Source organism: Streptomyces sp. NTD107, from assembly GCF_059510435.1.
In genome coordinates this window covers 280,197-301,425 of record NZ_JCAJZV010000006.1, presented here as the reverse complement: position 1 = coordinate 301,425, position 21,229 = coordinate 280,197, and the positions used below count along the sequence as shown (strand labels likewise).

Below are 21,229 nucleotides of genomic sequence, written 5' to 3'. Positions count from 1 at the left end.
GGTTCGTCCGTTGTCCGCTTCCAGGTTACGCGCCGCCCGCGCGCGCCCCCGTCGCGATCCAGTAGCGCAGCTTCTCGGCCCGCCGGTCCTCGAAGACTCCGCCGGCCGCCTCGATCACCTTCTTCGAGCCGACATTGTCGAAATCGCAGGTCACCAGCACCTCATCCAGGCCCAGCGCGCGCGCCCTCGGCAGCGCCGCCCGCAGTATCGCCGTGCCGTGCCCGCGCCGCCGCGCCGAGGGCCGTACGTCGTAGCCGATCAGTCCGCCCCACTCCAGCAGCCTGGGGGTCATCCGGTGCCGGATCGACAGCCGGCCCAGGAACTCGGCGCCGTCCACCCACCACAGCACGGTGGACGGCACGAACCCCTCGGGCCGCCGGGCGTCGTCCCGGGCATCGGCCAGCGTCTCCTCGACATAGGCGGCGAACACGGCAGCTTCCTGCCAGCGCGGCGCCCACTGCGCGATGTCGCGCCCCAGCATCGAGTTGTCGCCGACCGCGCCCCGCCCCTCCCCCCGGAACTCCTCGACCGCCGCCAGAAACGACGCGCGTACGGTCTCGGTCGGCCGGACCAGCGCGGGCGAGGACACCCGGCTACTTCCCGACCACGGTCAGGGGCAGCAGCTTCTTGCCGGTCGGGCCGATCTGGATTTCGGTCTGCATCTGAGGGCACACCCCGCAATCGAAGCACGGAGTCCAGCGGCAGTCCTCGACCTCGGTCTCGTCCAGCGCGTCCTGCCAGTCCTCCCAGAGCCAGTCCTTGTCCAGGCCCGAGTCCAGGTGGTCCCAGGGCAGGACCTCCTCGTAGGAGCGCTCGCGCGTCGTGTACCAGGCGACATCCACCCCGAACTGCGGCAGCGCCCGCTCGGCGCACTCCATCCACTGGTCGTAGGAGAAGTACTCGCGCCAGCCGTCGAACCGGCCTCCCGCCTCGTACACGGCGCGGATCACCGCCCCGATCCGCCGGTCGCCGCGCGACAGCAGGCCCTCCACGATGCCGGGCTTGCCGTCGTGGTAGCGGAAGCCGATCGAGCGGCCGTACTTCTTGTCGCCGCGGATCTTCTCGCGCAGCTTCGCCAGCCGCTCGTCCGTCTCCTGCGCCGACAGCTGCGGCGCCCACTGGAAGGGGGTGTGCGGCTTGGGTACGAAGCCGCCGATCGACACGGTGCAGCGGATGTCGTTGGAGCCGGAGACCCGGCGCCCCTCGGCGATGACCCGGGTCGCCATGTCGGCGATCTGGAGCACGTCCTCGTCCGTCTCGGTCGGCAGCCCGCACATGAAGTACAGCTTGACCTGCCGCCAGCCGTTGCCGTACGCGGTCGACACGGTGCGGATCAGGTCCTCCTCGGAGACCATCTTGTTGATGACCTTCCGGATCCGCTCGCTGCCGCCCTCCGGCGCGAACGTCAGCCCGGAGCGGCGGCCGTTGCGCGTCAGTTCGTTCGCCAGATCGATGTTGAACGCGTCCACCCGGGTCGAGGGCAGCGACAGACCGATCTTGTCCTCTTCGTAGCGGTCCGCGAGCCCGCCCGCGACATCCGCGATCTCACTGTGGTCGGCGGACGACAGCGACAGCAGCCCGACCTCCTCGAAGCCGGTCGCCTTCAGCCCCTTGTCCACCATCTCGCCGATGCCGGTGATCGACCGCTCCCGCACCGGCCGGGTGATCATCCCGGCCTGGCAGAACCGGCAGCCGCGCGTGCAGCCCCGGAAGATCTCCACCGACATCCGCTCGTGCACCGTCTCGGCCAGCGGCACCAGCGGCTGCTTGGGGTACGGCCACTCGTCGAGGTCCATCACGGTGTGCTTGGACACCCGCCACGGCACCCCCGAGCGGTTCGGCACGACCCGCCCGATCCGGCCGTCCGGCAGATACTCCACGTCGTAGAAGCCCGGCACGTACACCCCGCCGGTCCTCGCCAGCCGCAGCAGCAACTCCTCGCGCCCGCCGGGGCGGCCCGCCGCCTTCCAGCCGCGTGTGATCTCGCTGATCTCCAGCACGGCCTGCTCGCCATCCCCGATCACCGCGCAGTCGATGAACTCCGCGATCGGCTCCGGGTTGAACGCCGCGTGCCCGCCCGCCACCACCACCGGGTGGTCGACGGTGCGGTCGGCCGCGCGCAGCGGAACGCCCGCCAGATCCAGCGCGGTCAGCAGATTCGTGTATCCCAGCTCGGTGGAGAAGGACACCCCGAACAGATCGAAGGCGCCCACCGGCCGGTGCGCGTCCACCGTGAACTGCGGCACCTCATGCTTGCGCATGAGCTCCTCCAGATCCGGCCACACGCTGTACGTGCGCTCCGCGAGCACGCCCTCGCGCTCGTTCAGCACCTCGTAGAGGATCATGACGCCCTGGTTGGGCAGCCCCACCTCGTAGGCGTCCGGGTACATGAGCGCCCAGCGCACATCGCAGGCGTCCCAGTCCTTGACGGTGGAGTTCAGCTCACCGCCCACGTACTGGATCGGCTTCTGAACATGCGGAAGCAGGGCCTCCAGGCGCGGGAACACCGACTCGACAGGCATGAACTCGTGTCTTTCGGAAGGGGGCTGAACCGGCTGCCCAGATTACAGCTCCCGCTCATAGCCCATCGCCAGCTCCGCCTCCCGCCCGTACAGCACCCCGTAGCTGAACGACGGCTCCCCGGCCGCCTCCGCCGCCGCCGCGATCGCGGGCAGCGCGGCCCGCACCAGCACGCTGTCCTGGTGCGCCCCCAGCAGTCGCTGCACCCGGGCCAGCTCCTTGGCCCGCTTGCGCTTGCCGGCCGTCTCGGCCGCGTAGCGGGCCCGCTTGGCCGCCTTGCGCGCACCGTGCCAGGCGGCGTCCCGCGCCGCGCCCGGCGGGGTACGGCCAGCCGTCGTCAGCCGCCGCTCCAGCCGCCGTACGTCACGCCGCAGCGCCGCCGCCAGCACCGGCCCGGCCGGCCGGTGCGCGTCCGGCAGCAGCGGGGGCTCGGCCAGCAGCCCGTCCAGCGCGGCCAGCAGCGCCCGGTGCCGCTCACTGTCCAGGGCCCGCACCGAGGCGCCGGTGCCGCCGGGCTCGCCCAGGTACGCGGCCACCCGCCGCTCCAGCGGGCCGCGCCGCAGCTCCTCGGGCAGCTCCGCCAGCCGCGCCGCGAGCCGCCCGGCCAGTACCTCACGGTCCCGGTCCACGCCCAGCTCGCCCGCCAGCCGGCGCAGCTCGCCGGCGATCGGCCCGGTCCGCCGCGGGTCGAGCACCGCCCGCTGCGAGCGCAGCGCGCTGCGCAGCCGCCGGGTCGCCACCCGCATCCGGTGCACGGAGTCGGGCACCCCGCGCCGTACCGCCGGGTCCAGCGTGACGATCAGCCGCGCCTGCCGCCGTACGTACGCCATGACCGCCGCCCCGGCGCTGCCGGCCGGCAGCTCGGGACCCGTCGGTGGCGCGGGCGGCGGGGCTCCGGTGGCGGCCAGCGCGCGGGCCGCCTTGGAGGGGGCGTCGCTGCGGCGCAGCCCGGCCGCCGCCAGCCGCTCCTCGATCTGGTCCAGCAGCCCGGCGGGGGCGGCCGGCCGCAGCTCCACCTCGTACTCCACCCAGTGCGCCGACAGCCGCCCGCGCAGCGCGCCGACCCGGTCCCGTACCACCTCCGCCAGCGGCTCCCCGCCGGCGTCGAGGAGCAGCCGCGGCTCGCGCTCGGTGCGCAGCTCCAGCAGGGGTACGAGGGCGGCGCCGCGGGTCCTGGACCGCACCAGGGCGGCCAGCTCGGCGGGCAGCTCCGCGCTGTGCGGGGCGTGGATCTCCTCGCGCCGGTCGCGGTCGATCGGCAGTTTCAGCTGCCAGCCGGGGTCATCGCCCCCGGTGCGGCGGCGCAGCGTGATGCCGTCGGCCGCCAGCCGCCGGTCGGTGGTGTCGTAGTAGCGGGCTTCCAGGACGATCTCGGCGCCCTGCGGCCCGCGCACGGCCGCCACCGGTCCGGTGCCGGTCAGTTCCGGCAGCGGCCCGGTGGCCTCGTACTTCCGCTCCGTCTCGGTCGCGCTGGTGACAGCCATAAGCCCCTCCCTTCCACGGTAGGGGCTGACCGCTCAGGCCGACAGCGGGCGCTTCATGCGGATGGACTGGAGCAGCCCTATGGCGATCCAGCCGACGAACATGGAGGTGCCGCCGTACGACAGGAACGGCAGCGGGATGCCGGCGACCGGCATGATGCCCAGCGCCATGCCGATGTTCTCGAAGGACTGGAACGCGAACCAGGCGACCACGCCGGCCGCGATCAGCGTGCTGTACAGGTCGGTGGCTTCCTTGGCGATGCGCAGCGCCCGCCACAGCACGATCCCGATCAGCAGGATTATCCCGCCGGCGCCGACGAAGCCGAGTTCCTCGCCCGCGACCGTGAAGATGAAGTCGGTCTGCTGCTCGGGCACGAACTGGCCGGTGGTCTGGGTGCCCTCGAACAGGCCCTTGCCGTAGAGTCCGCCGCCGCCGATGGCGATCCGGGCCTGGTTGGTGTTGTAGCCGACGCCGGAGGGGTCGAGCGCCGGGTTGGCGAAGGCCGCGAAGCGGTTGATCTGGTACTCGTCGAGGATGTCCAGCAGCCACACCAGCACGCCGCCGACGACGGCCGCGGCCAGCAGCCCCGAGGTCCACCACAGGGAGGCGCCGGAGGCCAGCAGCACCCCGAGGATGATCACGCACAGCACCATCGCGGTGCCCATGTCGTCGATGAGCACGATGGTCACCGGCACCATGGCCAGGGCCAGCGCCTGGAGGACGGCCCGGCGGCGCGGATGGTCGCTGTCACCGGCGTCGACCTGGGCGGCGAGGACCATCGCCATCACCAGCACCACGGCGACCTTGGCGAACTCGCCGGGCTGGATCGTGTAGCTGCCGACCGACAGCCAGTTGCGCTGGCCGTTGATCTCGGTGCCCAGCGGGGTGAACACCAGCAGCATCACCACGAGGGTGAATCCGAAGTAGACGGGGACCGCGCTGCGCAGCCGGTGGTGTCCCAGCCACATCACGGCCACCGCCAGGGCTATGCCGACGGCGAGGTTGATGGACTGCCGCACCAGGAAGTACTGCGGGTCGTCGTTGTTGATCTCGGTGCGGTTGCGGGTGGCGGACCACACCAGCACGCAGCCGATGACGGACAGCGCGCCGGCCGCCAGCAGCATGATCCAGTCGACCCGGCGGGCGAGCGAATCGCGGGCGGCCAGCCGCCGCCAGGCGCTCTTGCGGGGTGCGAACCGCCCGATGCTCAGGGAGTAATCGCCCACGTCAGCCGTTCGACCTCTCGTCCCGCTCGTCCCGTCCCGCCACATTGCCGACGTTCCACTGCTCGCCGGCCGGGTCGTCGCCCGGCGGCTGCTGCCGGCCGTCGCGGTCGCCGCCGGGGTCCAGGTTGTCGGGCAGTTGCCGGTCGCCCGGGTCCTGCTCCTGGCCTTCCTCGCCGTCCCGGTCGCCGTCCGCGCCTTCTTCGCCCTCGCCGGCCCCTTCGCCCTCTTCGCCGTCCTCGGCGCGGTCGGACTTCGGCTCGTCGCGCTGGGCGACGATGGTGCCGTTCTCGTCGATCTCCGGCAGCGCGGTCTGCGGGGTGGGCAGCAGCGCCAGCTCCTCGTTGACGGAGCCGTCCTCGCCGACGCCGTAGATCGCCTCGTAGATGTTGCGCACCGCGGGGCCGGACGCCCCGGAGCCGGTGCCCGCCTGGGAGATGGTCATCACCACGGTGTAGTCGGGCGAGAAGGTGGCCAGCCAGGAGGTGGTCTGCTTGTCGCCGGACGCCTCCGCCGTACCGGTCTTGGCGTGCAGCGGGATGGTGCCCTGCGGCCAGCCCATGAAGCGCCAGCTGGCGCTGCCGGTGGTGATCACGGACTCGGTGGCGGTCTGGAGGTCGGCGACGGTCTGCGCGTCGGCGGGCAGCTGCCCGGCGACGACGGGGGCGATCTCCTCCAGCACGGTGCCGTCCGCGCCGATGATGGCCTTGCCCACGGACGGCTCGTACAGGGTGCCGCCGTTGGCGATGGCCGCGTAGACGGTGGCCATCTGGATCGGGGTGACCAGGACGTCACCCTGTCCGATGGAGAAGTTCAGCATGTCACCGGCGCGCATCTTCATGCCCTCGGTGCAGTTCTCGCGGGCGATCCGGGCCGGGTAGTCCTGGCGGTCGGTGGCGGCGACCTCGCACCAGTTCTCCTGGTTGGCCTCCCAGTAGTCCTGCTTCCACTGCCGGTCGGGGATCCGGCCGCTGGCCTCGTCCGGCAGGTCGATGCCGGTGCGGGCGCCGAGGCCGAAGCCGTGCGCGGTGGTGAAGAGGAAGTCGTTGGGGTCGTCCTTGGGGTTGATGCCGCCGTCCCGCTCCCACTCGCGGTGCGCGATGCCGTAGAAGACGGTGTTGCAGGACACTTCGATGGCGCGGTAAAGGCTGATCATGCCGTAGCCCTGCGACTCGAAGTTCTTGAACGTCTGGTTGCCGATGCTGTACGAGGAGCCGCAGTCGTAGCGGCCGCCGAAGTCGTAGCCGGCGTTGACGGCGGCGGTGGAGGTGACCACCTTGAACGTCGAACCGGGCGGGCTCTGGCCCTGGATGGCCCGGTTGAGCAGCGGGTAGTTGGAGTCCTCGCCGGTCAGCGCCTGGTAGTTGTCGGTGGAGATGCCGCCGACCCACACATTGGGGTCGTAGTCGGGGGCGGAGGCCATGGCGACGACGCGGCCGGTGGCGTTCTCCAGCACCACCACGGCGCCGGAGTCGGCCTCGTACTTGCGGCCGGTGATCTCGTCCGTCTGGGCGCGGGCCGCCTCCATGGCGCCGAGCAGCTCCTGCTCGGCGACGGCCTGCACCCGGGAGTCGATGCTGGTGACCACGTTGGCGCCGGCCGCGGCGGCCTCGCCCTCGGCTTCGCCGATCACCCGGCCGAACTTGTCGACCTCGTAGCGGGTGACGCCTGGCTGGCCCCGCAGATAGCTGTCGTATGAGCGTTCGAGCCCGGCCCGGCCGATCTGGTCGGAGCGCAGCAGTGGCGCCTCGGTGTCCTTGGCGTCGGCGACCTCGTCGTCGGTGACCGGGGAGAGATAGCCGAGCACCTGCGCGGAGTGCGAGCCGTACGGGGCGGGGTAGCGGCGTACGGCGGTGGGTTCGGCGCTGACGCCGGGGAAGTCCTCGGCGCGCTCGCGGATCTGGAGCGCCTGCTGCGGGGTGGCCTCGTCCGTGATGGGGATGGGCTGGTAGGGGGAGCCGTTCCAGCAGGGCTGCGGGGTCTGCGCGTCGCACAGCCGCACCCGCTGGGCGATCTCCTCGTACTCCATGCCGAGGAGTTCGGCGAGATCGGTGAGGACGGCCTGGCCGTTGTCCTTCATCCGGGTGAGTTTGGAGCGGTCGGCGGAGACCACGAGCCGGGTCTCGTTGTCGGCGATCGGCACGCCGCGGGCGTCGAGGATGGCGCCGCGCACGGCGGGCTGCACGACCTGCTGGACGTGGTTGCCCGCGGCGGCTGCGGCGAACTCGTCGCCCTGCCGGATCTGGAGGTACCACAGCCGGCCGCCGAGCGTCAGCAGCAGGGAGAAGACCAGTATCTGGATGATGATCAGCCGGATGGTGACCCGTGAGGTCCGTCCGGTCTCCGGGATGTTACTCACAGTCGCTTGACCCCCTTGATGCGCCCGGCCCGGTTGCGGGCGGAGCGGCTGAGCAACGTGCTGCGCTGGCCGCCGATGCGGGCGGCCTTGCCGTAGCGGGTACGGCGGCCCCCGCCTCGGGTGCTGAGCCCGGTGCCGCCCGAGAACCAGCTGGTGGACAGGGCGTCGGCGCCGGCCGAGGAGCCGCCGGAGCCGTCGCCCTTGAGCGGGTCGTTCTCCAGCCGGCGGGCCATCGCCATCACCAGTGGCACGGTGAACGGGGCGAGCAGCAGGTCGTAGAGGGTGGCGGTGAACAACAGCCCGCTGAGCCCCACGTGCCGGGCGGCGGTGTCGCCGACGAGGGCGCCGACGCCCGCGTACAGCAGGGTGGAGGAAAGCGCGCCGCCGGCCACCACCAGCATCGGCACGGTCGCCGAACGGTGCTGGCCGGTCTCGGGCTTGGTGAGCCCGGCCGCGTAGCCGATGACGCACAGCACCAGGGCGTAGCGGCCGACCGCGTGGTCGGCGGGCGGGGCCAGGTCGGCGAGCAGGCCGGCGCCGAAGCCGACGAGGGCGCCGCCGACATGGCCGTACACCAGGGCCAGGCCGAGCACGGTGAGCAGCAGCAGATCGGGGACGGCGCCGGGGAGTTGGAGCCGGGCGAGGACCGTGACCTGGAGGATCAGGGCCACGACGACGAGGATCACCGCGAGGATCGTGCGGGAGACGCGCATGGGTCAGCTCCTGATGGCGGGGTCGTCGTCGTCCTGGTCGGCGTCCCGCTCGCGGCGGGCGTCACGGTCGTCGCCGCTGTCGTTGTCGCCGCTGCCGTCGCCGTCGTCGTCGTCGCGGTTGTCTCGGTTGTCGCGGGTGCCCGGCGACTCGCCCGGGGTGCTGCGGTTCTGCACGCCGCCGTCCTCGCCGCCGCCGGTGCCCTCGCCTTCCTCGCCCCGCTCGGTCTTCTTGTCCTCGGTCCTGTCGCTCTTGTCGGGCTCCTCGTCCTCGGGCCGGGGCGGCAGCACCGCGTCGCGCGGGTTGTCGCGCGGCGGTTCGACCACGACGCCGACCAGGTCGAGCCGGGTGAAGGCCACATAGGGGCGGACCTGCACGGTACGGGTCAGGTCGCCCACCGCGCGGTCCACGTTGATGACCTCGCCGACCGGGACGCCGGGCACGAACGGCTTGTCGTCGGCCGAGCCGAAGGTGACGAGCCGGTCGCCCTTCTTCACCTGGGCGGCCTGGTTGAGCAGTTGCACATCGAGCGCGTTGTCGCCGCGGCCGGTGGCGAAGCCGAGTTCGTCGCTGCCCTCCAGCCGGGTGCCGACGGTGAAGCCGGGGTCGTTGGCCAGCAGCACGGTGGAGGTGCTGGGGCCCACGGTGGTGACGCGGCCCACCAGGCCGTCGCCGTTGAGCACCGTCATGTCGCGGGCGATGCCGTCCCGGGTGCCGGCGTCGATGGTCACGGTCCAGGAGAAGCCCTGGGTGGCGCCGATGGCGATGACCTGCGCGCCGACAATGCCGTACTGGCCGGCGCCGGCGGTCTGGAGCAGGTCGTCCAACTGCTGTATGCGCGAATCACGGTGCGCCTCGCTGCCCAGTTGCTGGCGCAGTTCGGCGTTCTCCCGTTCGAGTTCGCCGATGCGGTCGTGCCGGCCGCCGGATTCGCGGACGGCGGAGATCGCGTTGCCGACCGGGTCGACCGCCGAGGCGACGCCGTTCTCCACCGGTCCGAAGAAGGCCGCGGCGGCCTCCCGGGGCCCGTTGAGCGGGGACTCGTCCCCGCCCCGGATGTCCATCGTGATCAGCGCGAACGCGATGGATACCAGCAGAACGAGAAGCAGTCGGCTCTCTCGTGTGTCCCTCACGTGCGGCGGCCGTGCCTTTCTGGAACAGGAAATCGATTTTCACGTCTCCACCGTCAACGATCCGCCGCGTGGATTGGTGTCCCTTCCACGCGGCGGATCTGACGGCGTGTCAGCCGGGGCGGTGACCGCCGCTGCCCGGCGCGGCGGTCAGCGGCGGGGCTGGGCGTCCAGCACCTGCTGAAGCGCCTCGAACTCCTCGACGCACTTGCCGGAGCCCAGCGCCACCGAGTCCAGCGGGTCCTCGGCGATGTGGATCGGCATACCGGTCTCGCGGCGCAGCCGCTCGTCCAGGCCGCGCAGCAGCGCGCCGCCGCCGGTGAGGACGATGCCGCGGTCCATGACATCGCCGGACAGCTCGGGGGGGCACTTGTCCAACGTCGTCTTGACCGCGTCGACGATGGAGTTGACCGGCTCCTCTATGGCCTTGCGGACCTCGGCCGAGGAGATCACCACGGTCTTGGGCAGCCCGCTGACCAGGTCGCGGCCCCGGATCTCGGTGTGCTCGTCCTCGTCCATCTCGTAGGCCGAGCCGATGGTGATCTTGATGCTCTCGGCGGTGCGCTCGCCGAGCAGCAGGCTGTACTCCTTCTTGATGTGCTGGATGATCGCGTTGTCCAGCTCGTCGCCGGCCACCCGGATGGACTGCGCGGTGACGATGCCGCCCAGCGAGATGACGGCGACCTCGGTGGTGCCGCCGCCGATGTCCACCACCATGTTGCCGGTGGCCTCGTGGACCGGGAGCCCGGAGCCGATCGCGGCGGCCATCGGCTCCTCGATGATGTGCACCTGACGGGCGCCGGCCTGGGTGGACGCCTCGATGACCGCGCGCCGCTCGACTCCGGTGATACCGGAAGGCACACAGACCACGACCCGGGGGCGGGCGAGATAACGCCGCTTGTGGATCTTGAGAATGAAGTAGCGGAGCATTCGCTCCGTGATCTCGAAATCGGCGATGACCCCGTCTTTCAGGGGGCGGACCGCGACGATGTTGCCGGGGGTCCGGCCGATCATCTTCTTCGCCTCGGCGCCGACCGCGAGAATGCCACCGGTGTTGGTGTTGATGGCGACGACCGATGGCTCATTGAGTACGATCCCGCGACCCCTGACGTACACCAGCGTATTGGCCGTCCCGAGGTCGACTGCCATGTCACGTCCGATGAACGACATATTGTTCGCCATAGGGATACATCTGGCCTTCCAGCTGGAGCGATGTGGGCGGGGAGGTCGGCACGGGGGTGCGATGAACGATGCGCGCCCAGCAAGTGTGGCGGCTGGTCCCATCGTATCCACGGCCGGTCGAACACGGAGCGCCGGAGCGCCGCTTTCGCCATTGTCGCGGGAACCGTGCCCGCCCTCCATCATGGTGACGTCGTGTTCGGGTGACGGGTTCCCTCGTTCGACTGTACATACCACAAAGGCGGAATGCGTTCAGGCTGATGCCGCTGGTCGGACCCCGTGTCGGACTGACAGGGATTCAGCGGGGGGCGCGGCGGGACCGCCGCGCCGAATCAGAAGCGCCCGGGGAAGAAGATTTTCAGCTCGCGTTCAGCGGATTTTTCGGAGTCCGACGCATGGATCAGGTTCTCCCGGACGATCGTCCCGAAGTCGCCCCGAATGGAACCGGGCGCGGCGGCGATCGGATCGGTCGGCCCGGACAGCGTCCGCAGCCCCTCGATCACCCGCTCACCCTCCACGGTCAGCACCACGGACGGGCCGGACGTCATGAACTCCAGCAGCGGCTCGTAGAACGGCCGGCCCTTGTGCTCCGCGTAATGGTTCTCCAGCGTGGCCCGGTCCAAAGTGCGCAGTTCGAGCGCGGTAACGGTCCAGCCCGCCTTCTTCTCGATGCGGCCGATGATCTCGCCGATCAGACCCCTCCTGACCGCATCCGGCTTCAGAAGGACAAGGGTGCGCTGGGACATGGTGGGTGGCTCCTGGGGAAACGAATCCGGGGAAGTCTGACCGGCACCTTACCCGGGATATCGACCCCGCCCCGCACCCGCCCCGGGGCTACTGGGCGGGGACGGTGACCGCCGCCTCACGGGCGGCCTTGATCTCGTCCACCTTCCGGCCGAAATGGACCGATGCCCACCACAGCCCGGCGAAGATCGCCCCCAGGACGAACATCGCCGGAACGACGATCCCGCTGGCGATCAGCGCGATGTGCAGCGCCCAGCCGAACTGCACCCCGCCGGGCCGGGTGACGAACCCGCACAGCAGCACGCACAGCACCATCGCCGTACCGGACACCGCCCAGACGGTGCCGGCGGAGATGTCGGTCAGCCGCACCGCGACCAGCGCCGCCAGCCCGATGACCAGCACCTCGGAGATCAGCGTGGAGGCACACAGGGTACGCATCAGCCCTCCCCCGCTTCCCGGCCGCGACCGCGCCGGCCCGGACCGCGCAGCAGCACCCTGGCCTCGCCGACCGTGATGACGGAGCCGGTGATCAGCACCCCGGCGCCCGCGTACTCGTCCTCCTCCTCGGCCAGCGAGATGGCCGCCTCCAGGGCGTCATCCAGGCGTGGCTCGACCACCACCCGGTCCTCCCCGAAGACCTCCACCGCCACCGCCGCCAGCGCGTCGACGTCCATCGCGCGATGGCTGGCGTTCCGGGTCACGACGACCTCGGTGAAGATCGGCTCGAAGGCTTCCAGCAGCCCGGTGACGTCCTTGTCGGCGCTGGGGCCGACCACGCCGATCAGCCGGCTGAACCCGAACGCCTCGGTCACCGCCGCCGCAGCCGCCTGCGCGCCGCCCGGGTTGTGCGCCGCGTCCAGCAGCACGGTGGGGCTGGAGCGCACCACCTCAAGCCGCCCGGGCGAGGAGACGGCCGCGAACGCGGCGCGCACCACGTCGATGTCCAGGGTGCGGGACGCCTGGGTGGCGCCGATGCCGAAGAACGCCTCCACCGCCGCCAGCGCCACCACCGCGTTGTGCGCCATGTGCTCGCCGTGCAGCGGCAGGAAGATGTCCGGGTACTCACCGCCCAGGCCGCGCAGCGTCAGCAGCTGGCCGCCGACCGCGATCTCCCGGGAGACCACGCCGAACTCCATGCCCTCGCGGGCCACGGTGGCGTCCACCTCCACGGCGCGGCGCAGAATCACCGAGGCGGCCTCGATCTGCTGCTGGGCCAGCACCACGGTGGCGTCCTGCTTGACGATCCCGGACTTCTCCACCGCGATCTGCTCGGGCGTGCTGCCGAGGCGGTCGGTGTGGTCCAGGCTGATCGGGGTGATGACGGCGACCCCGGCGTCCAGCACATTGGTGGCGTCCCAGGTGCCGCCCATCCCGACCTCGACCACGGCCACATCCACCGGGGCGTCGGCGAACGCCGCGTACGCCATCGCGGTGAGCACCTCGAAGAACGACAGCCGGTACTCCTGGCGGGCGTCCACCAGCTCCACGTACGGCTTGATGTCCTCGTAGGCGGCGATGAACCGCTCGGCGGACAGCGGGGCCCCGTCCAGGCTGATCCGCTCGGTGATGGACTGCACGTGCGGGCTGCTGTACCGGCCGGTGCGCAGCTCGAAGCCGCCCAGCAGCGCCTCGATCATCCGGGCGGTGCTGGTCTTGCCGTTGGTGCCGGTGATGTGGATCGCGGGGTACGAGCGCTGGGGCTCGCCCAGCACATCCATCAGCGCCTTGATCCGGGCGACGGACGGGTCGAGCTTGGTCTCGCCCCAGCGCTTGGCCAGCTCCGTCTCGACCTCGCGCAGTGCCCGGTCGAGGTCCGGATCGGCGGGCCGGTCCGGCACGCCGTCCCCGGCGGGCGGGCCCGCCTGGGTGCGCAGCGTACGGCTGCCGGCCTCGATCACCGCGAGATCGGGGTCCCGCTGCGTCTCGGCACCGATCAGCTCCTCGAAGGCGGCGGCGTCGAGGCCGTCGGGGGTGCCGGTCTCGTCGGAGTCGCCGGAATCGCCGGAGTCGGGGGGCTCGGGGCGGGAGTGCTCAGTCACGGTGCCAGTCTACGAACCCCCGCTGACAGTCAGCGCCCCTTGTCCGGATCGGTATCCAGGTGAGAGGTACGGGGCGGGGTGCTGGTGTCGCCGGCCAGCCGGCCGTCGCGCAGGGTCAGCACCCGCTCGCAGCGCTCCGCGACGGCGTCCTCGTGGGTGGCGATCAGGAGGGTGCAGCCGTGTTCGGCGGCGAGGCGTTCGATGAGGTCCATGATGCGGGCGCTGGTGGCGGAGTCGAGATTGCCGGTGGGTTCGTCGGCGAGCAGCAGCCGGGGCCCGGCGATCAGCGCGCGGGCGATCGCCACCCGCTGCTGCTGGCCACCCGACAGCTGGGAGGGCAGCGCCCGCTCCCGGCCGGCCAGGCCGACCGCCGCCAGCAGCCCGGTGGCGCGCTCGATCCGGTCGAAGCCGAGGCCGGCCGGTTTGCGGGGCAGCAGCGGGGCGAGCACGTTGTCGAACGCGGTGAGCGCGGGCAGCAGGTGGAAGCGCTGGAAGACGAAGCCGATCCGGCCCCGGTAGCGGGCCAGTTCGCGGCGGCGAAGGCCGGTGATCTCCTCCTCGCCGACCCGGATGATCCCGGAGTCGGCGTGCTCGACGGCGCCGATGAGGTGGAGGAGGGTGGACTTGCCCGAGCCGGACGGGCCGGTCAGCGCGACGGACTGCCCGGCGGGTATGTCGAGGTTCACTCCGTCCAGGGCGGTGATCCGGCCCTCGCCACGGCCGAACGTACGGTGCAGATCCTTGACGGTCACCGGGACCCCGGGACTGCTGCTCATCGGGTCGAGCCACCTTTCGAAGACGGGGAAGCCGGGTCGCTGAGGTCGGGTCGCCGGGGTCGGGTCGCTGAGGTCGGGTCACTGCCGGCTGAGCAGGGCGGCCAGCGGCAGCCCCCGTACCAGCCGGACCGGGAAGAGCGAGGCGGCCACCGCCAGCGCCACCCCGCCGGCGGCGGTGAGCAGCGCGGTGCCGAGCACCCCGGTGGGCAGCGCGCCCACCGTCCGGGCCACCAGCAGCGCCCCGGCGGCGGCGCCGAGCACCGCGCCCGCCACCCCGAGCAGCGCGCCCTCGGCGACCACCAGCCGGGTGAGCGCGCGGTCGCTCCAGCCGGTGGCGCGCAGCACGGCGAGTTCGGCGTCGCGCTCGCGCAGCCCGACGTACAGCACGTCGGCGAGCGCGAACGCGCCGAGCAGCACGGTGAGGGCGACGGCGGCCAGGTCCACGGCGCGGATCTGGAGGGACACCTCGGCGCCGAGCAGGGTGCCGGCGGCGGAGCCCCGGAAGTGCCACAACACGGCCGTGACGAAGGTGACGGCGGCGATGCCGATGGCGAGGGAGAGCACGGCGAGGGCGCCGCGTACCGGGACCCGGGTCACGTTGGCGGCGGCCAGCGCGAGGACCGAGCGCCGGGCGCGGGCCCCGCGCGCGGCCAGCACCGGCGGGCGCAGCACCCCGGCCGGGCCGATCCGGGCGGCGCGGGCGGCCGGGGTGGCGGCGGCCAGCAGCGCGAGGGCGAGCACCAGCGGGACGGTGAGCAGGACGGCGGCGGGCCGTACGGTCAGCCCGGCGAGGCGGGCGAGCGGGAGGGCGAGGGCGGCGGCCAGCAGGGCGGCGGCGCCGGTGACGACGGCGACCTCGCCGAGGACGACGGCGGCCAGCCGGCGTCCGGACCAGCCCAGGCAGGCGAGCGTGCCGAGTTCGGCGCGCCGGGTGCGGACGGAGGCGGCGACGAGGTTGCCGGTGAACAGGGCGGACACCAGCAGCACGAGGCCGGACAGCAGCACGCTCTTGCGGTCCGCCTCCTGCACGAGGGTGACGGCGGCGCCCTTGCGGGTCCAGTGCTCCTCGATGAGCAGCGGGGGCCGGCCGAACTGCCCGGCGGCGATCTCCACCTCGCGGGGCGCGGGTGAGGAGCCGACGGTGATGTCGACGGTGAGCCCGGTGGTGGTGGCGATCCGCTCGGCGACCTGCCGGACCTGTTCCCGGGAGGCGTCGTCGAGCCCGGTGATGCCGGCGACCCGCACCCGTACGGCGGACAGCGGGGCGGCGGCCTGCGGGTCTCCGGGGTGCAGGAGGTATGCGAGGGAGCCGAGGTCGGTGAGGAGTTGGGGCGGGGTGGCGAGATACCCGGTGGGGTTGCTGTTGGGCAGCCACGGCTGGTCGCCGAGCAGTTCCCGGGACCGGTTGTCGGCGCCGGAGGCGGCGGCGGGCCGGTAGGACTCCAGGGGGACCTCGGAGAGTCCGGAGAACTCCTGGATGGCGGCCGGGTCGAAGGTGCCGATCTGCCGGGGCCACACGGTGAGGTCGCTGCGGTTGATCTCGCTGTTGCCGTGCAGGGTGCGGAAGCCGGTGTCCATGGTCAGCCAGGTGGGCGGGGCGCCGCCGCTCTCCCGGGCCTGGCTCCAGACCTCCCCGGTGTCCTGGCCGGTCGGCTCGGGGCGCAGCGGGAGTCGGCCCTCTTCGTACGCGGGCGGGTCGGCCCGCATGGTGCGGTTGTAGGAGACGGGGGTGAACTCGTCCTGGGCGGTCAGCGCCCGGTAGCTGTCGGCGAACTCCCTTTCCTCGGTGGCCAGTTCCTCGTGGGGCGCGGCGAGCAGGTGCTGGGCGATGCCGGTCGAGGAGGCGCCGTGGACGGTGGCGGTGGGGTCGGTGACGACCCGGCTGATGTCGTACCGGACCGCTTCGTCGGACTGCGGCTGCTCGGAGACCAGCAGCGGAATGTACGTCAGCCGGGACCCGGTGGATTCCGCCGCCCCGGGCGGGAAGTACTCCCCGGAGGCGACCGCCGCGTCCAGGCCGACCAGACGGGCCTCGGCGGCCGGGTCGATGGCGGCGGTCAGCAACGTGGTGGGCCAGGGCATCCGGATGATCGCCCGGTCACCGGTTGTGGGGAAGTCGACGCCGCCGTGGCCGGTGGTGGTGAACTCCCCGCCGGGCAGCCACTCCACCACGATCAGCCGGTCGCGCCCCTCGGCGGACAGTTCGTCCGGGCTGGGCTCGTCGTCGAGCATGCACAGGGTGCGGGCCGTGCCGTCGTCCTGGATCTCCAGGGCGGGGCGGTGGGAGTTGCAGTGGCTGGTGTCCAGGGACAGCCGCCCGTCGTCGCGGTGGTACGTGTCGAGCAGGTGGTACGCGTCGGTGTCGTCGATCCGCTGGACGTCGGGGCGCAGCACCTCATGGGTGGTGACGTACACGTAGTCGACGCCGGGGTCGCGGGCCTCGGTCAGCCCGCGGTCGCTCAGCCAGGTGCGGTCGATGCGCAGCAACTGCCGGTCCAGGGACGGGTCCAGCAGGTCTGTGATGTCGAGTTCCGCCGCGACCTCGGCGCGCTGATAGCCGAGCATGGCGATGGGCGCCGCCACCTCCACCCCGTCCAGGGCGGCGATCCGCTCCCACTCCTCCAGCGTGATGCCGCCGTACTGGCCGGACAGGAAGTTCGGCCGCACCTCACCCGCTTCCCGCTCCAGCTCGCTGATCGCGTCCACCGGGCGGACCAGGATGTCGTACGCGGCGCGGAAGTTGGCGTCGGCGGTGGCCGCCACGCGCAGCCGGGAGGTGTCCACCGAGCCGGTGAGCAGGATGAACCCCATGCTCGCCACGAGCACTCCGGCGAGCAGCGTCACCGCCCGCGCGGAGCGGCGGCGCAGTTGCTGGGTGATCAGGGCGAGCATGGGGTTCCGTTCATCGTTGCCGTGTGCGTGCTGCCGGGGTTACCTGACGCAGCAGCCCGAGTTGGCCCACGGCGTGCAGCCGAGCGAGGTGCATTCGCGGCTGCGGTTGTTCCAGATGTTCGTTCCCGGGTAGCCGGGGCAGGCCGTGCCGACCTGGCAGTCGTAGACGACGGTGGCGGCCTCGGCGGTGGGGGTGGGGAGTACGCGGCGCAGGGCGGCGTCGGCGAGCTGGTTGAGGAACTTCATTGTTCTCACCTTTCGTTGAGCCTGCTTGCAGTGGCGGCGACGGTAGAACACCCGCGCATACAGTCGATACACGGACCGTGGCCGCGCGGTGTCGATACGCTTCGACGGCCGGGCCGGAAACCGCACCGGCCGGCCACCCCCGCACCGCCACCGCATACCGGTTCCCATGTGAAGCGCTTCACCTCTAGGGTCGGAAGCTGCGCCATCGTGAACAACTGTTCTGTCGTTCCACAGGTGTGGGAGAAGTCTTCGATGATGCCCGAACCACGACCCATGTTCCGGCTGCTGGGGCCCGTGGAGATATGTACCGGCGACCGCCCCCAGCCGCACCGCGCCGGCAAGCCGCAATCCGTACTCGCCGCACTGCTGCTGCGCCCCAACCGGGCCGTATCCGTAGGCACTCTCAGCGAAGTGCTGTGGGACGGCGAACCACCGCACTCCGCGCTGTCCAACCTGCGCACCTACATCCATCGGCTGCGCAAGGCGTTACCCGACGCGGGCGCCGGCATCCTGCTCAGCCACCCGGGCGGCGGCTACGAACTGCGCCTGGGCCCGCACGACAGCGACCATCTCGTCTTCGGACAACTCCTCCACCGGGGCCGCGACCTGCTCGCACTCGGCGACCCGCGCGGGGGCGCGGTCGCCCTGCGGCGGGCCCTGGAGCTGTGGCGCGCCGAGCAGTCCGCCGCCGGCCTGGAACGGCGCGGCCTGCTCGCCCCCGAACTCGCCCATCTCGACATCGAGCGGCTGCGCGCCCTGGAGGACCTGGCCGGCGCCTGGCTGGATCTCGACGAACCGCGCCAAGCCCTGGACACCGCCTGGCAAGCGGTGTCCGCCGACCCACTGCGCACCCGCGGCTGGCAGTTCGTCCTCCACGCCCACCACCGGCTCGGCGAGCCAGGACGACTCACCGAATCGTACGAAATGGCCCGCACCGCCTTCCGCTCCGCACTCGGCCGCGATCCGGACATCGAACTGGCGCAGCTCCGCGAACGGTTGATGTATCGGCCATATGCGGGGGCGTCCTAACGTACGGGGCCGTCCAGCCAACAGGCCGGAGGCCGACGTGAGGGGGCGGGCCGATGTCGTATGTCCTGCTGAGCTGCCAGGTGCTGCTGGCCGTGGTCTTCCTGGTGTCCGCCACCGGCAAGCTCCGCCCGGCCGGGGTCCGCGCCCTGCGCCGCACCCTGCGCGAACTCGGCCTGCCCGCCCCGCTGATCCCGGTCACCGCCCTCGCCACCATCGGCGCCGAGGCCGCCGCCGGACTGCTGGTGCTGCCCACCCCGACCGCCCCGTACGGCCTGACGCTCGCCGCCGCGCTGCTGGCCGCGCTCACCGCCGGAGTGGCCCGCGTCGTCATCGGCCGGCGCCCGGTCAGCTGCGCCTGCTTCGGACCCAGCGTCCGGCCACTGCGCGGGGTGCACCTGGTCCGCAACGGCCTGCTGCTGCTCGCCGCCGGCTGCGGCCTGGCGCTGCTGCCGGCCGCCGGGCCCGCCCACGCCGAGGTGCTGGCGGTGTCGATCGCGGTCGGCTCGGTGGCGGCGCTGGTGCTCATCGGCCTGGACGAGATCACGGAGTTGTTCTTCCCGTCCCCGTCGACGTCCACGGTCAGGAGCCCGAAATGATCGCGCTGGTGCTGTCCGTCCTCGCGCTGTGCGTCACCGCGCTCAACCTGCTGCTGTGCTACGGCATCATCAGACGACTGCGCGCGGAGTCCGTGCCGCAGCCGCCGACGCCGGGCGACCGCACCGTGACCGGCCTCACCGTGGGCACCACGATCCCGCTGCCCGCCGGAGCCGGCACCCCCACCCTGGTGGGCTTCTTCTCCCCCGGCTGCGGCGCCTGCAAGGACCTGCTGCCCGCGTTCACCGACGCCGCCAAGGCGCACCCGGGCGGCACCGAGCGGGTCACGGCGCTGGTCGTGGACGTGGACGCGGACGCCGACAGCCAGACCTACCTCGACGCGCTCTCCCCGGTCGCCGAGGTGCTGCGGGTGCCGCTGGACTCCCCCTGGGTCAGCGCCTTCTCGGTGGACGGCTTCCCGCAGGTGCACGCCCTCACCGAGGACGGCGCGCTGCGCTGGTCGGCGCTGGGCCCGACCGACCTCGAACGACGGCTCGCGGGGTGAGGGAGACCGCCCGCACGGCGTTCGCGCTCGCGCTGCGCGCCCGCCCGGCGGTACTCGCCGCCACCCTCGCCCTCACGGTCGTCGAGGCGCTGCTGCCGGTGGCCGCCGCCTGGCTCACCGCCCGCCTGGTGGACGGCCTGGCGGGCGGCGGTACGGGGCCACTCACCGGGTACGCGAGCGCCCTCGCCGGCTGCGGCATCGGCACGGCCCTGCTCCCCTACCTCCAGCGCCTGGCCGGCGGCGAACTCTCCCGCGCGGTCGCCCGCCGGGCCCAGAACCACCTCTTCCGCGCCGTCACCGCCCAGCCCGGCCTGGCCTGGTACGAGAACCCCGACCGGCTCACCCAGCTGCGCCAGGCCCAGGACTGCGGCCAGCACACGCCGACCGATCTGCTGGACTGCGCGCTGGCACTGGTGCGTTCGGCGCTCACCCTGCTGGGGTTCGCCGCCGTGCTGATCGGGATCCACCCGGTGCTGGCCGCGCTGGTGGCGGTGGGCACCGTACCGAAACTGATCGCCGAACTCCGGGTGGCCCGCGCCCGGGCCGGCGCCGTCCACGGGCTCACCGCGCACCAGCGGCGCGAGGTGTTCTACACGGTGCTGATGGCGGACACCCCCGGCGCCAAGGAGGTACGGCTCTTCGGCATCGGCGACCTGCTGCGCCGCCGCATGATGACCGAACGCCGCGCGGCCGACCGCGAACGCCTCCGCCTGGACGTCCGCGACCTCCTGGTGAACGGCCTCCCCACCCTGATCACGGCGGGCGTGGCGGCGGGCGGCCTGCTGTGGGCGGTGGGCCGGGTACGGGACGGGGCGCTGAGCGTCGGCGAACTCACCCTGGTGGTGGCGGCGATCGCCTCCGTCCAGACCACCCTCGGCGCCCTGGTGGGCGCGCTGGCCAACGGCCACCAGCACCTGCTGATCTTCGCCGCCTACACGGAACTGGTGAACGCGCCCCCCATCCTGACCACCCGCGAACCCCCTCACCAGGTGGGGGCACTCCGCGGATCAATAGAGCTGGAAGATGTGTGGTTCCGCTACGGCAAGGACCACCCCTGGATCCTGAAAGGCGTGACCCTCCGCATCGAAGCGGGCGAATCCCTGGGCCTGGTCGGCATGAACGGCGCCGGCAAGAGCACGCTGATCAAGCTGCTGTGCCGGTTCTACGACCCGGAACGCGGCAGCGTCCGCTGGGACGGTACCGATCTGCGGCACATCCGCCCCGAGGAGCTGCGGGAGCGGCTGAGCGTCGTCTACCAGGACTTCATGAGCTACGAGATGACGGCGGCCGACAACATCGCCCTGGGCGACCCGTCCCGTGCGGCCGACCAGCCCCGCATCGAGGAGGCGGCCCGCCGGGCGGGCATCCACGACGTCCTGACCGCCCTCCCGGCCGGCTACCGCACCATGCTCAGCCGCGGCTACTTCGGCGAGAGCGGCGAGGACAACGGAGTCGTCCTGTCCGGCGGCCAGTTCCAGCGCCTGGCCCTGGCCCGCTCCATGATGCGGGAGGACCGCGACCTGTTCATCCTGGACGAACCCACCTCCGGCCTGGACCCCCTGGCCCAGGCCGAGGTCAGCCACCTGATCCACACCCACGGCACCGGCCGCACCCGCATCCTGGTCTCCCACCGCCTGAGCGAAATCCGCACCGCCGACCGCATAGCCGTCCTGACGGACGGCCGCATCACGGAACAGGGCACCCACACCGAACTCCTGACGGCGGACGGCCACTACGCGGAGGCATTCCGCAGCCAGGCGGCGGGCTTCCAGCTGAGCGGCGAGTGACCTCACGCCCGGC

Annotated in this window: 18 protein-coding genes; 4 read left to right on the top strand and 14 right to left on the bottom strand. The window is 72.2% G+C overall.

The features are described 5' to 3' along the window. Positions 1 to 25 precede the first annotated feature (25 nt). The 14 genes from AC5WRL_RS15390 to AC5WRL_RS15325 form a co-directional block, all read right to left on the bottom strand. Positions 26 to 589 (bottom strand): GNAT family N-acetyltransferase, encoded by a 564-nt coding sequence (locus tag AC5WRL_RS15390; RefSeq protein WP_496089066.1) that lies wholly within the window; start codon positions 587 to 589, stop codon positions 26 to 28. A gap of 4 nt (positions 590 to 593) precedes the next feature. Next, entirely contained in the window at positions 594 to 2,522 is a 1,929-nt protein-coding gene (locus AC5WRL_RS15385; protein ID WP_496089065.1) for a TIGR03960 family B12-binding radical SAM protein, read from the bottom strand. A gap of 42 nt (positions 2,523 to 2,564) precedes the next feature. After that, a complete protein-coding gene (locus tag AC5WRL_RS15380) occupies positions 2,565 to 4,004 on the bottom strand; it encodes a CHAD domain-containing protein (RefSeq protein WP_496089064.1) in 1,440 nt (479 codons plus the stop codon). A 33-nt stretch (positions 4,005 to 4,037) separates the two neighbouring features. After that, complete coding sequence (gene rodA, locus AC5WRL_RS15375) at positions 4,038 to 5,273, bottom strand: rod shape-determining protein RodA (protein ID WP_496089063.1); 1,236 nt, start codon at positions 5,271 to 5,273, stop codon at positions 4,038 to 4,040. Then, complete coding sequence (gene mrdA / locus AC5WRL_RS15370; protein ID WP_496089062.1) at positions 5,230 to 7,584, bottom strand: penicillin-binding protein 2; 2,355 nt, start codon at positions 7,582 to 7,584, stop codon at positions 5,230 to 5,232. The genes rodA and mrdA overlap by 44 nt, the downstream gene beginning before the upstream one ends. Next, positions 7,581 to 8,297, bottom strand: coding sequence for a rod shape-determining protein MreD (gene mreD, locus AC5WRL_RS15365; RefSeq protein ID WP_496089061.1), 717 nt, complete (start codon positions 8,295 to 8,297; stop codon positions 7,581 to 7,583). Before mreD ends, mrdA begins: the two co-directional genes overlap by 4 nt. A gap of 3 nt (positions 8,298 to 8,300) precedes the next feature. Continuing rightward, positions 8,301 to 9,428 (bottom strand): rod shape-determining protein MreC, encoded by a 1,128-nt coding sequence (gene mreC / locus AC5WRL_RS15360; RefSeq protein WP_496089060.1) that lies wholly within the window; start codon positions 9,426 to 9,428, stop codon positions 8,301 to 8,303. Between the two features lie 147 nt (positions 9,429 to 9,575). Beyond that, the gene (locus AC5WRL_RS15355) at positions 9,576 to 10,595 is read right to left on the bottom strand and encodes a rod shape-determining protein (RefSeq protein WP_030725649.1); all 1,020 of its coding nucleotides are present in this window, start codon (positions 10,593 to 10,595) and stop codon (positions 9,576 to 9,578) included. 341 nt (positions 10,596 to 10,936) lie between these two features. Continuing rightward, positions 10,937 to 11,350: a nucleoside-diphosphate kinase gene (ndk, locus tag AC5WRL_RS15350; RefSeq protein WP_496089059.1), complete on the bottom strand. Its 414-nt coding sequence runs from the start codon at positions 11,348 to 11,350 to the stop codon at positions 10,937 to 10,939. Between the two features lie 88 nt (positions 11,351 to 11,438). Continuing rightward, positions 11,439 to 11,786, bottom strand: a complete 348-nt coding sequence (locus AC5WRL_RS15345) for a DUF4233 domain-containing protein (protein WP_496089058.1) — start codon at positions 11,784 to 11,786, stop codon at positions 11,439 to 11,441. After that, on the bottom strand, positions 11,786 to 13,285 hold the full coding sequence (gene folC / locus AC5WRL_RS15340; protein ID WP_496089164.1) for a bifunctional tetrahydrofolate synthase/dihydrofolate synthase: 1,500 nt from the start codon (positions 13,283 to 13,285) through the stop codon (positions 11,786 to 11,788). The genes AC5WRL_RS15345 and folC overlap by 1 nt, the downstream gene beginning before the upstream one ends. A 131-nt stretch (positions 13,286 to 13,416) precedes the next feature. Further along, positions 13,417 to 14,163: an ABC transporter ATP-binding protein gene (locus tag AC5WRL_RS15335; protein WP_496089057.1), complete on the bottom strand. Its 747-nt coding sequence runs from the start codon at positions 14,161 to 14,163 to the stop codon at positions 13,417 to 13,419. A 78-nt stretch (positions 14,164 to 14,241) separates the two neighbouring features. Next, entirely contained in the window at positions 14,242 to 17,055 is a 2,814-nt protein-coding gene (locus tag AC5WRL_RS15330) for an FtsX-like permease family protein (RefSeq protein ID WP_496089056.1), read from the bottom strand. A gap of 39 nt (positions 17,056 to 17,094) precedes the next feature. Continuing rightward, the gene (locus tag AC5WRL_RS15325; RefSeq protein ID WP_496089055.1) at positions 17,095 to 17,301 is read right to left on the bottom strand and encodes a hypothetical protein; all 207 of its coding nucleotides are present in this window, start codon (positions 17,299 to 17,301) and stop codon (positions 17,095 to 17,097) included. Between the two features lie 255 nt (positions 17,302 to 17,556). Here AC5WRL_RS15325 and AC5WRL_RS15320 point away from each other — a divergent pair, with 255 nt between their 5' ends. From AC5WRL_RS15320 to AC5WRL_RS15305, 4 genes are read left to right on the top strand one after another with little or no spacing between them, the layout of a single operon-like run. Continuing rightward, positions 17,557 to 18,330, top strand: coding sequence for an AfsR/SARP family transcriptional regulator (locus AC5WRL_RS15320; protein ID WP_496089054.1), 774 nt, complete (start codon positions 17,557 to 17,559; stop codon positions 18,328 to 18,330). Between the two features lie 53 nt (positions 18,331 to 18,383). Further along, positions 18,384 to 18,926, top strand: coding sequence for a MauE/DoxX family redox-associated membrane protein (locus tag AC5WRL_RS15315; protein ID WP_496089053.1), 543 nt, complete (start codon positions 18,384 to 18,386; stop codon positions 18,924 to 18,926). Beyond that, complete coding sequence (locus tag AC5WRL_RS15310) at positions 18,923 to 19,429, top strand: TlpA family protein disulfide reductase (RefSeq protein ID WP_496089052.1); 507 nt, start codon at positions 18,923 to 18,925, stop codon at positions 19,427 to 19,429. Before AC5WRL_RS15315 ends, AC5WRL_RS15310 begins: the two co-directional genes overlap by 4 nt. Beyond that, entirely contained in the window at positions 19,426 to 21,216 is a 1,791-nt protein-coding gene (locus tag AC5WRL_RS15305) for an ABC transporter ATP-binding protein (protein ID WP_496089051.1), read from the top strand. The genes AC5WRL_RS15310 and AC5WRL_RS15305 overlap by 4 nt, the downstream gene beginning before the upstream one ends. The last annotated feature ends 13 nt before the right edge of the window (positions 21,217 to 21,229 follow it).

What these genes read in the sequence shown, in the direction of transcription:
- AC5WRL_RS15385 (WP_496089065.1), bottom strand. Translation starts at nt 2,522, where the DNA reads ATGCCTGTCGAGTCGGTGTTCCCGCGCCTGGAGGCCCTGCTTCCGCAT.
- AC5WRL_RS15380 (WP_496089064.1), bottom strand. Translation starts at nt 4,004, where the DNA reads ATGGCTGTCACCAGCGCGACCGAGACGGAGCGGAAGTACGAGGCCACC.
- rodA (WP_496089063.1), bottom strand. Translation starts at nt 5,273, where the DNA reads ATGTGGCGGGACGGGACGAGCGGGACGAGAGGTCGAACGGCTGACGTG.
- mreD (WP_496089061.1), bottom strand. Translation starts at nt 8,297, where the DNA reads ATGCGCGTCTCCCGCACGATCCTCGCGGTGATCCTCGTCGTCGTGGCC.
- AC5WRL_RS15355 (WP_030725649.1), bottom strand. Translation starts at nt 10,595, where the DNA reads ATGTCGTTCATCGGACGTGACATGGCAGTCGACCTCGGGACGGCCAAT.
- ndk (WP_496089059.1), bottom strand. Translation starts at nt 11,350, where the DNA reads ATGTCCCAGCGCACCCTTGTCCTTCTGAAGCCGGATGCGGTCAGGAGG.
- AC5WRL_RS15345 (WP_496089058.1), bottom strand. Translation starts at nt 11,786, where the DNA reads ATGCGTACCCTGTGTGCCTCCACGCTGATCTCCGAGGTGCTGGTCATC.
- AC5WRL_RS15335 (WP_496089057.1), bottom strand. Translation starts at nt 14,163, where the DNA reads ATGAGCAGCAGTCCCGGGGTCCCGGTGACCGTCAAGGATCTGCACCGT.
- AC5WRL_RS15330 (WP_496089056.1), bottom strand. Translation starts at nt 17,055, where the DNA reads ATGCTCGCCCTGATCACCCAGCAACTGCGCCGCCGCTCCGCGCGGGCG.
- AC5WRL_RS15325 (WP_496089055.1), bottom strand. Translation starts at nt 17,301, where the DNA reads ATGAAGTTCCTCAACCAGCTCGCCGACGCCGCCCTGCGCCGCGTACTC.
- AC5WRL_RS15320 (WP_496089054.1), top strand. Translation starts at nt 17,557, where the DNA reads ATGCCCGAACCACGACCCATGTTCCGGCTGCTGGGGCCCGTGGAGATA.
- AC5WRL_RS15315 (WP_496089053.1), top strand. Translation starts at nt 18,384, where the DNA reads ATGTCGTATGTCCTGCTGAGCTGCCAGGTGCTGCTGGCCGTGGTCTTC.
- AC5WRL_RS15310 (WP_496089052.1), top strand. Translation starts at nt 18,923, where the DNA reads ATGATCGCGCTGGTGCTGTCCGTCCTCGCGCTGTGCGTCACCGCGCTC.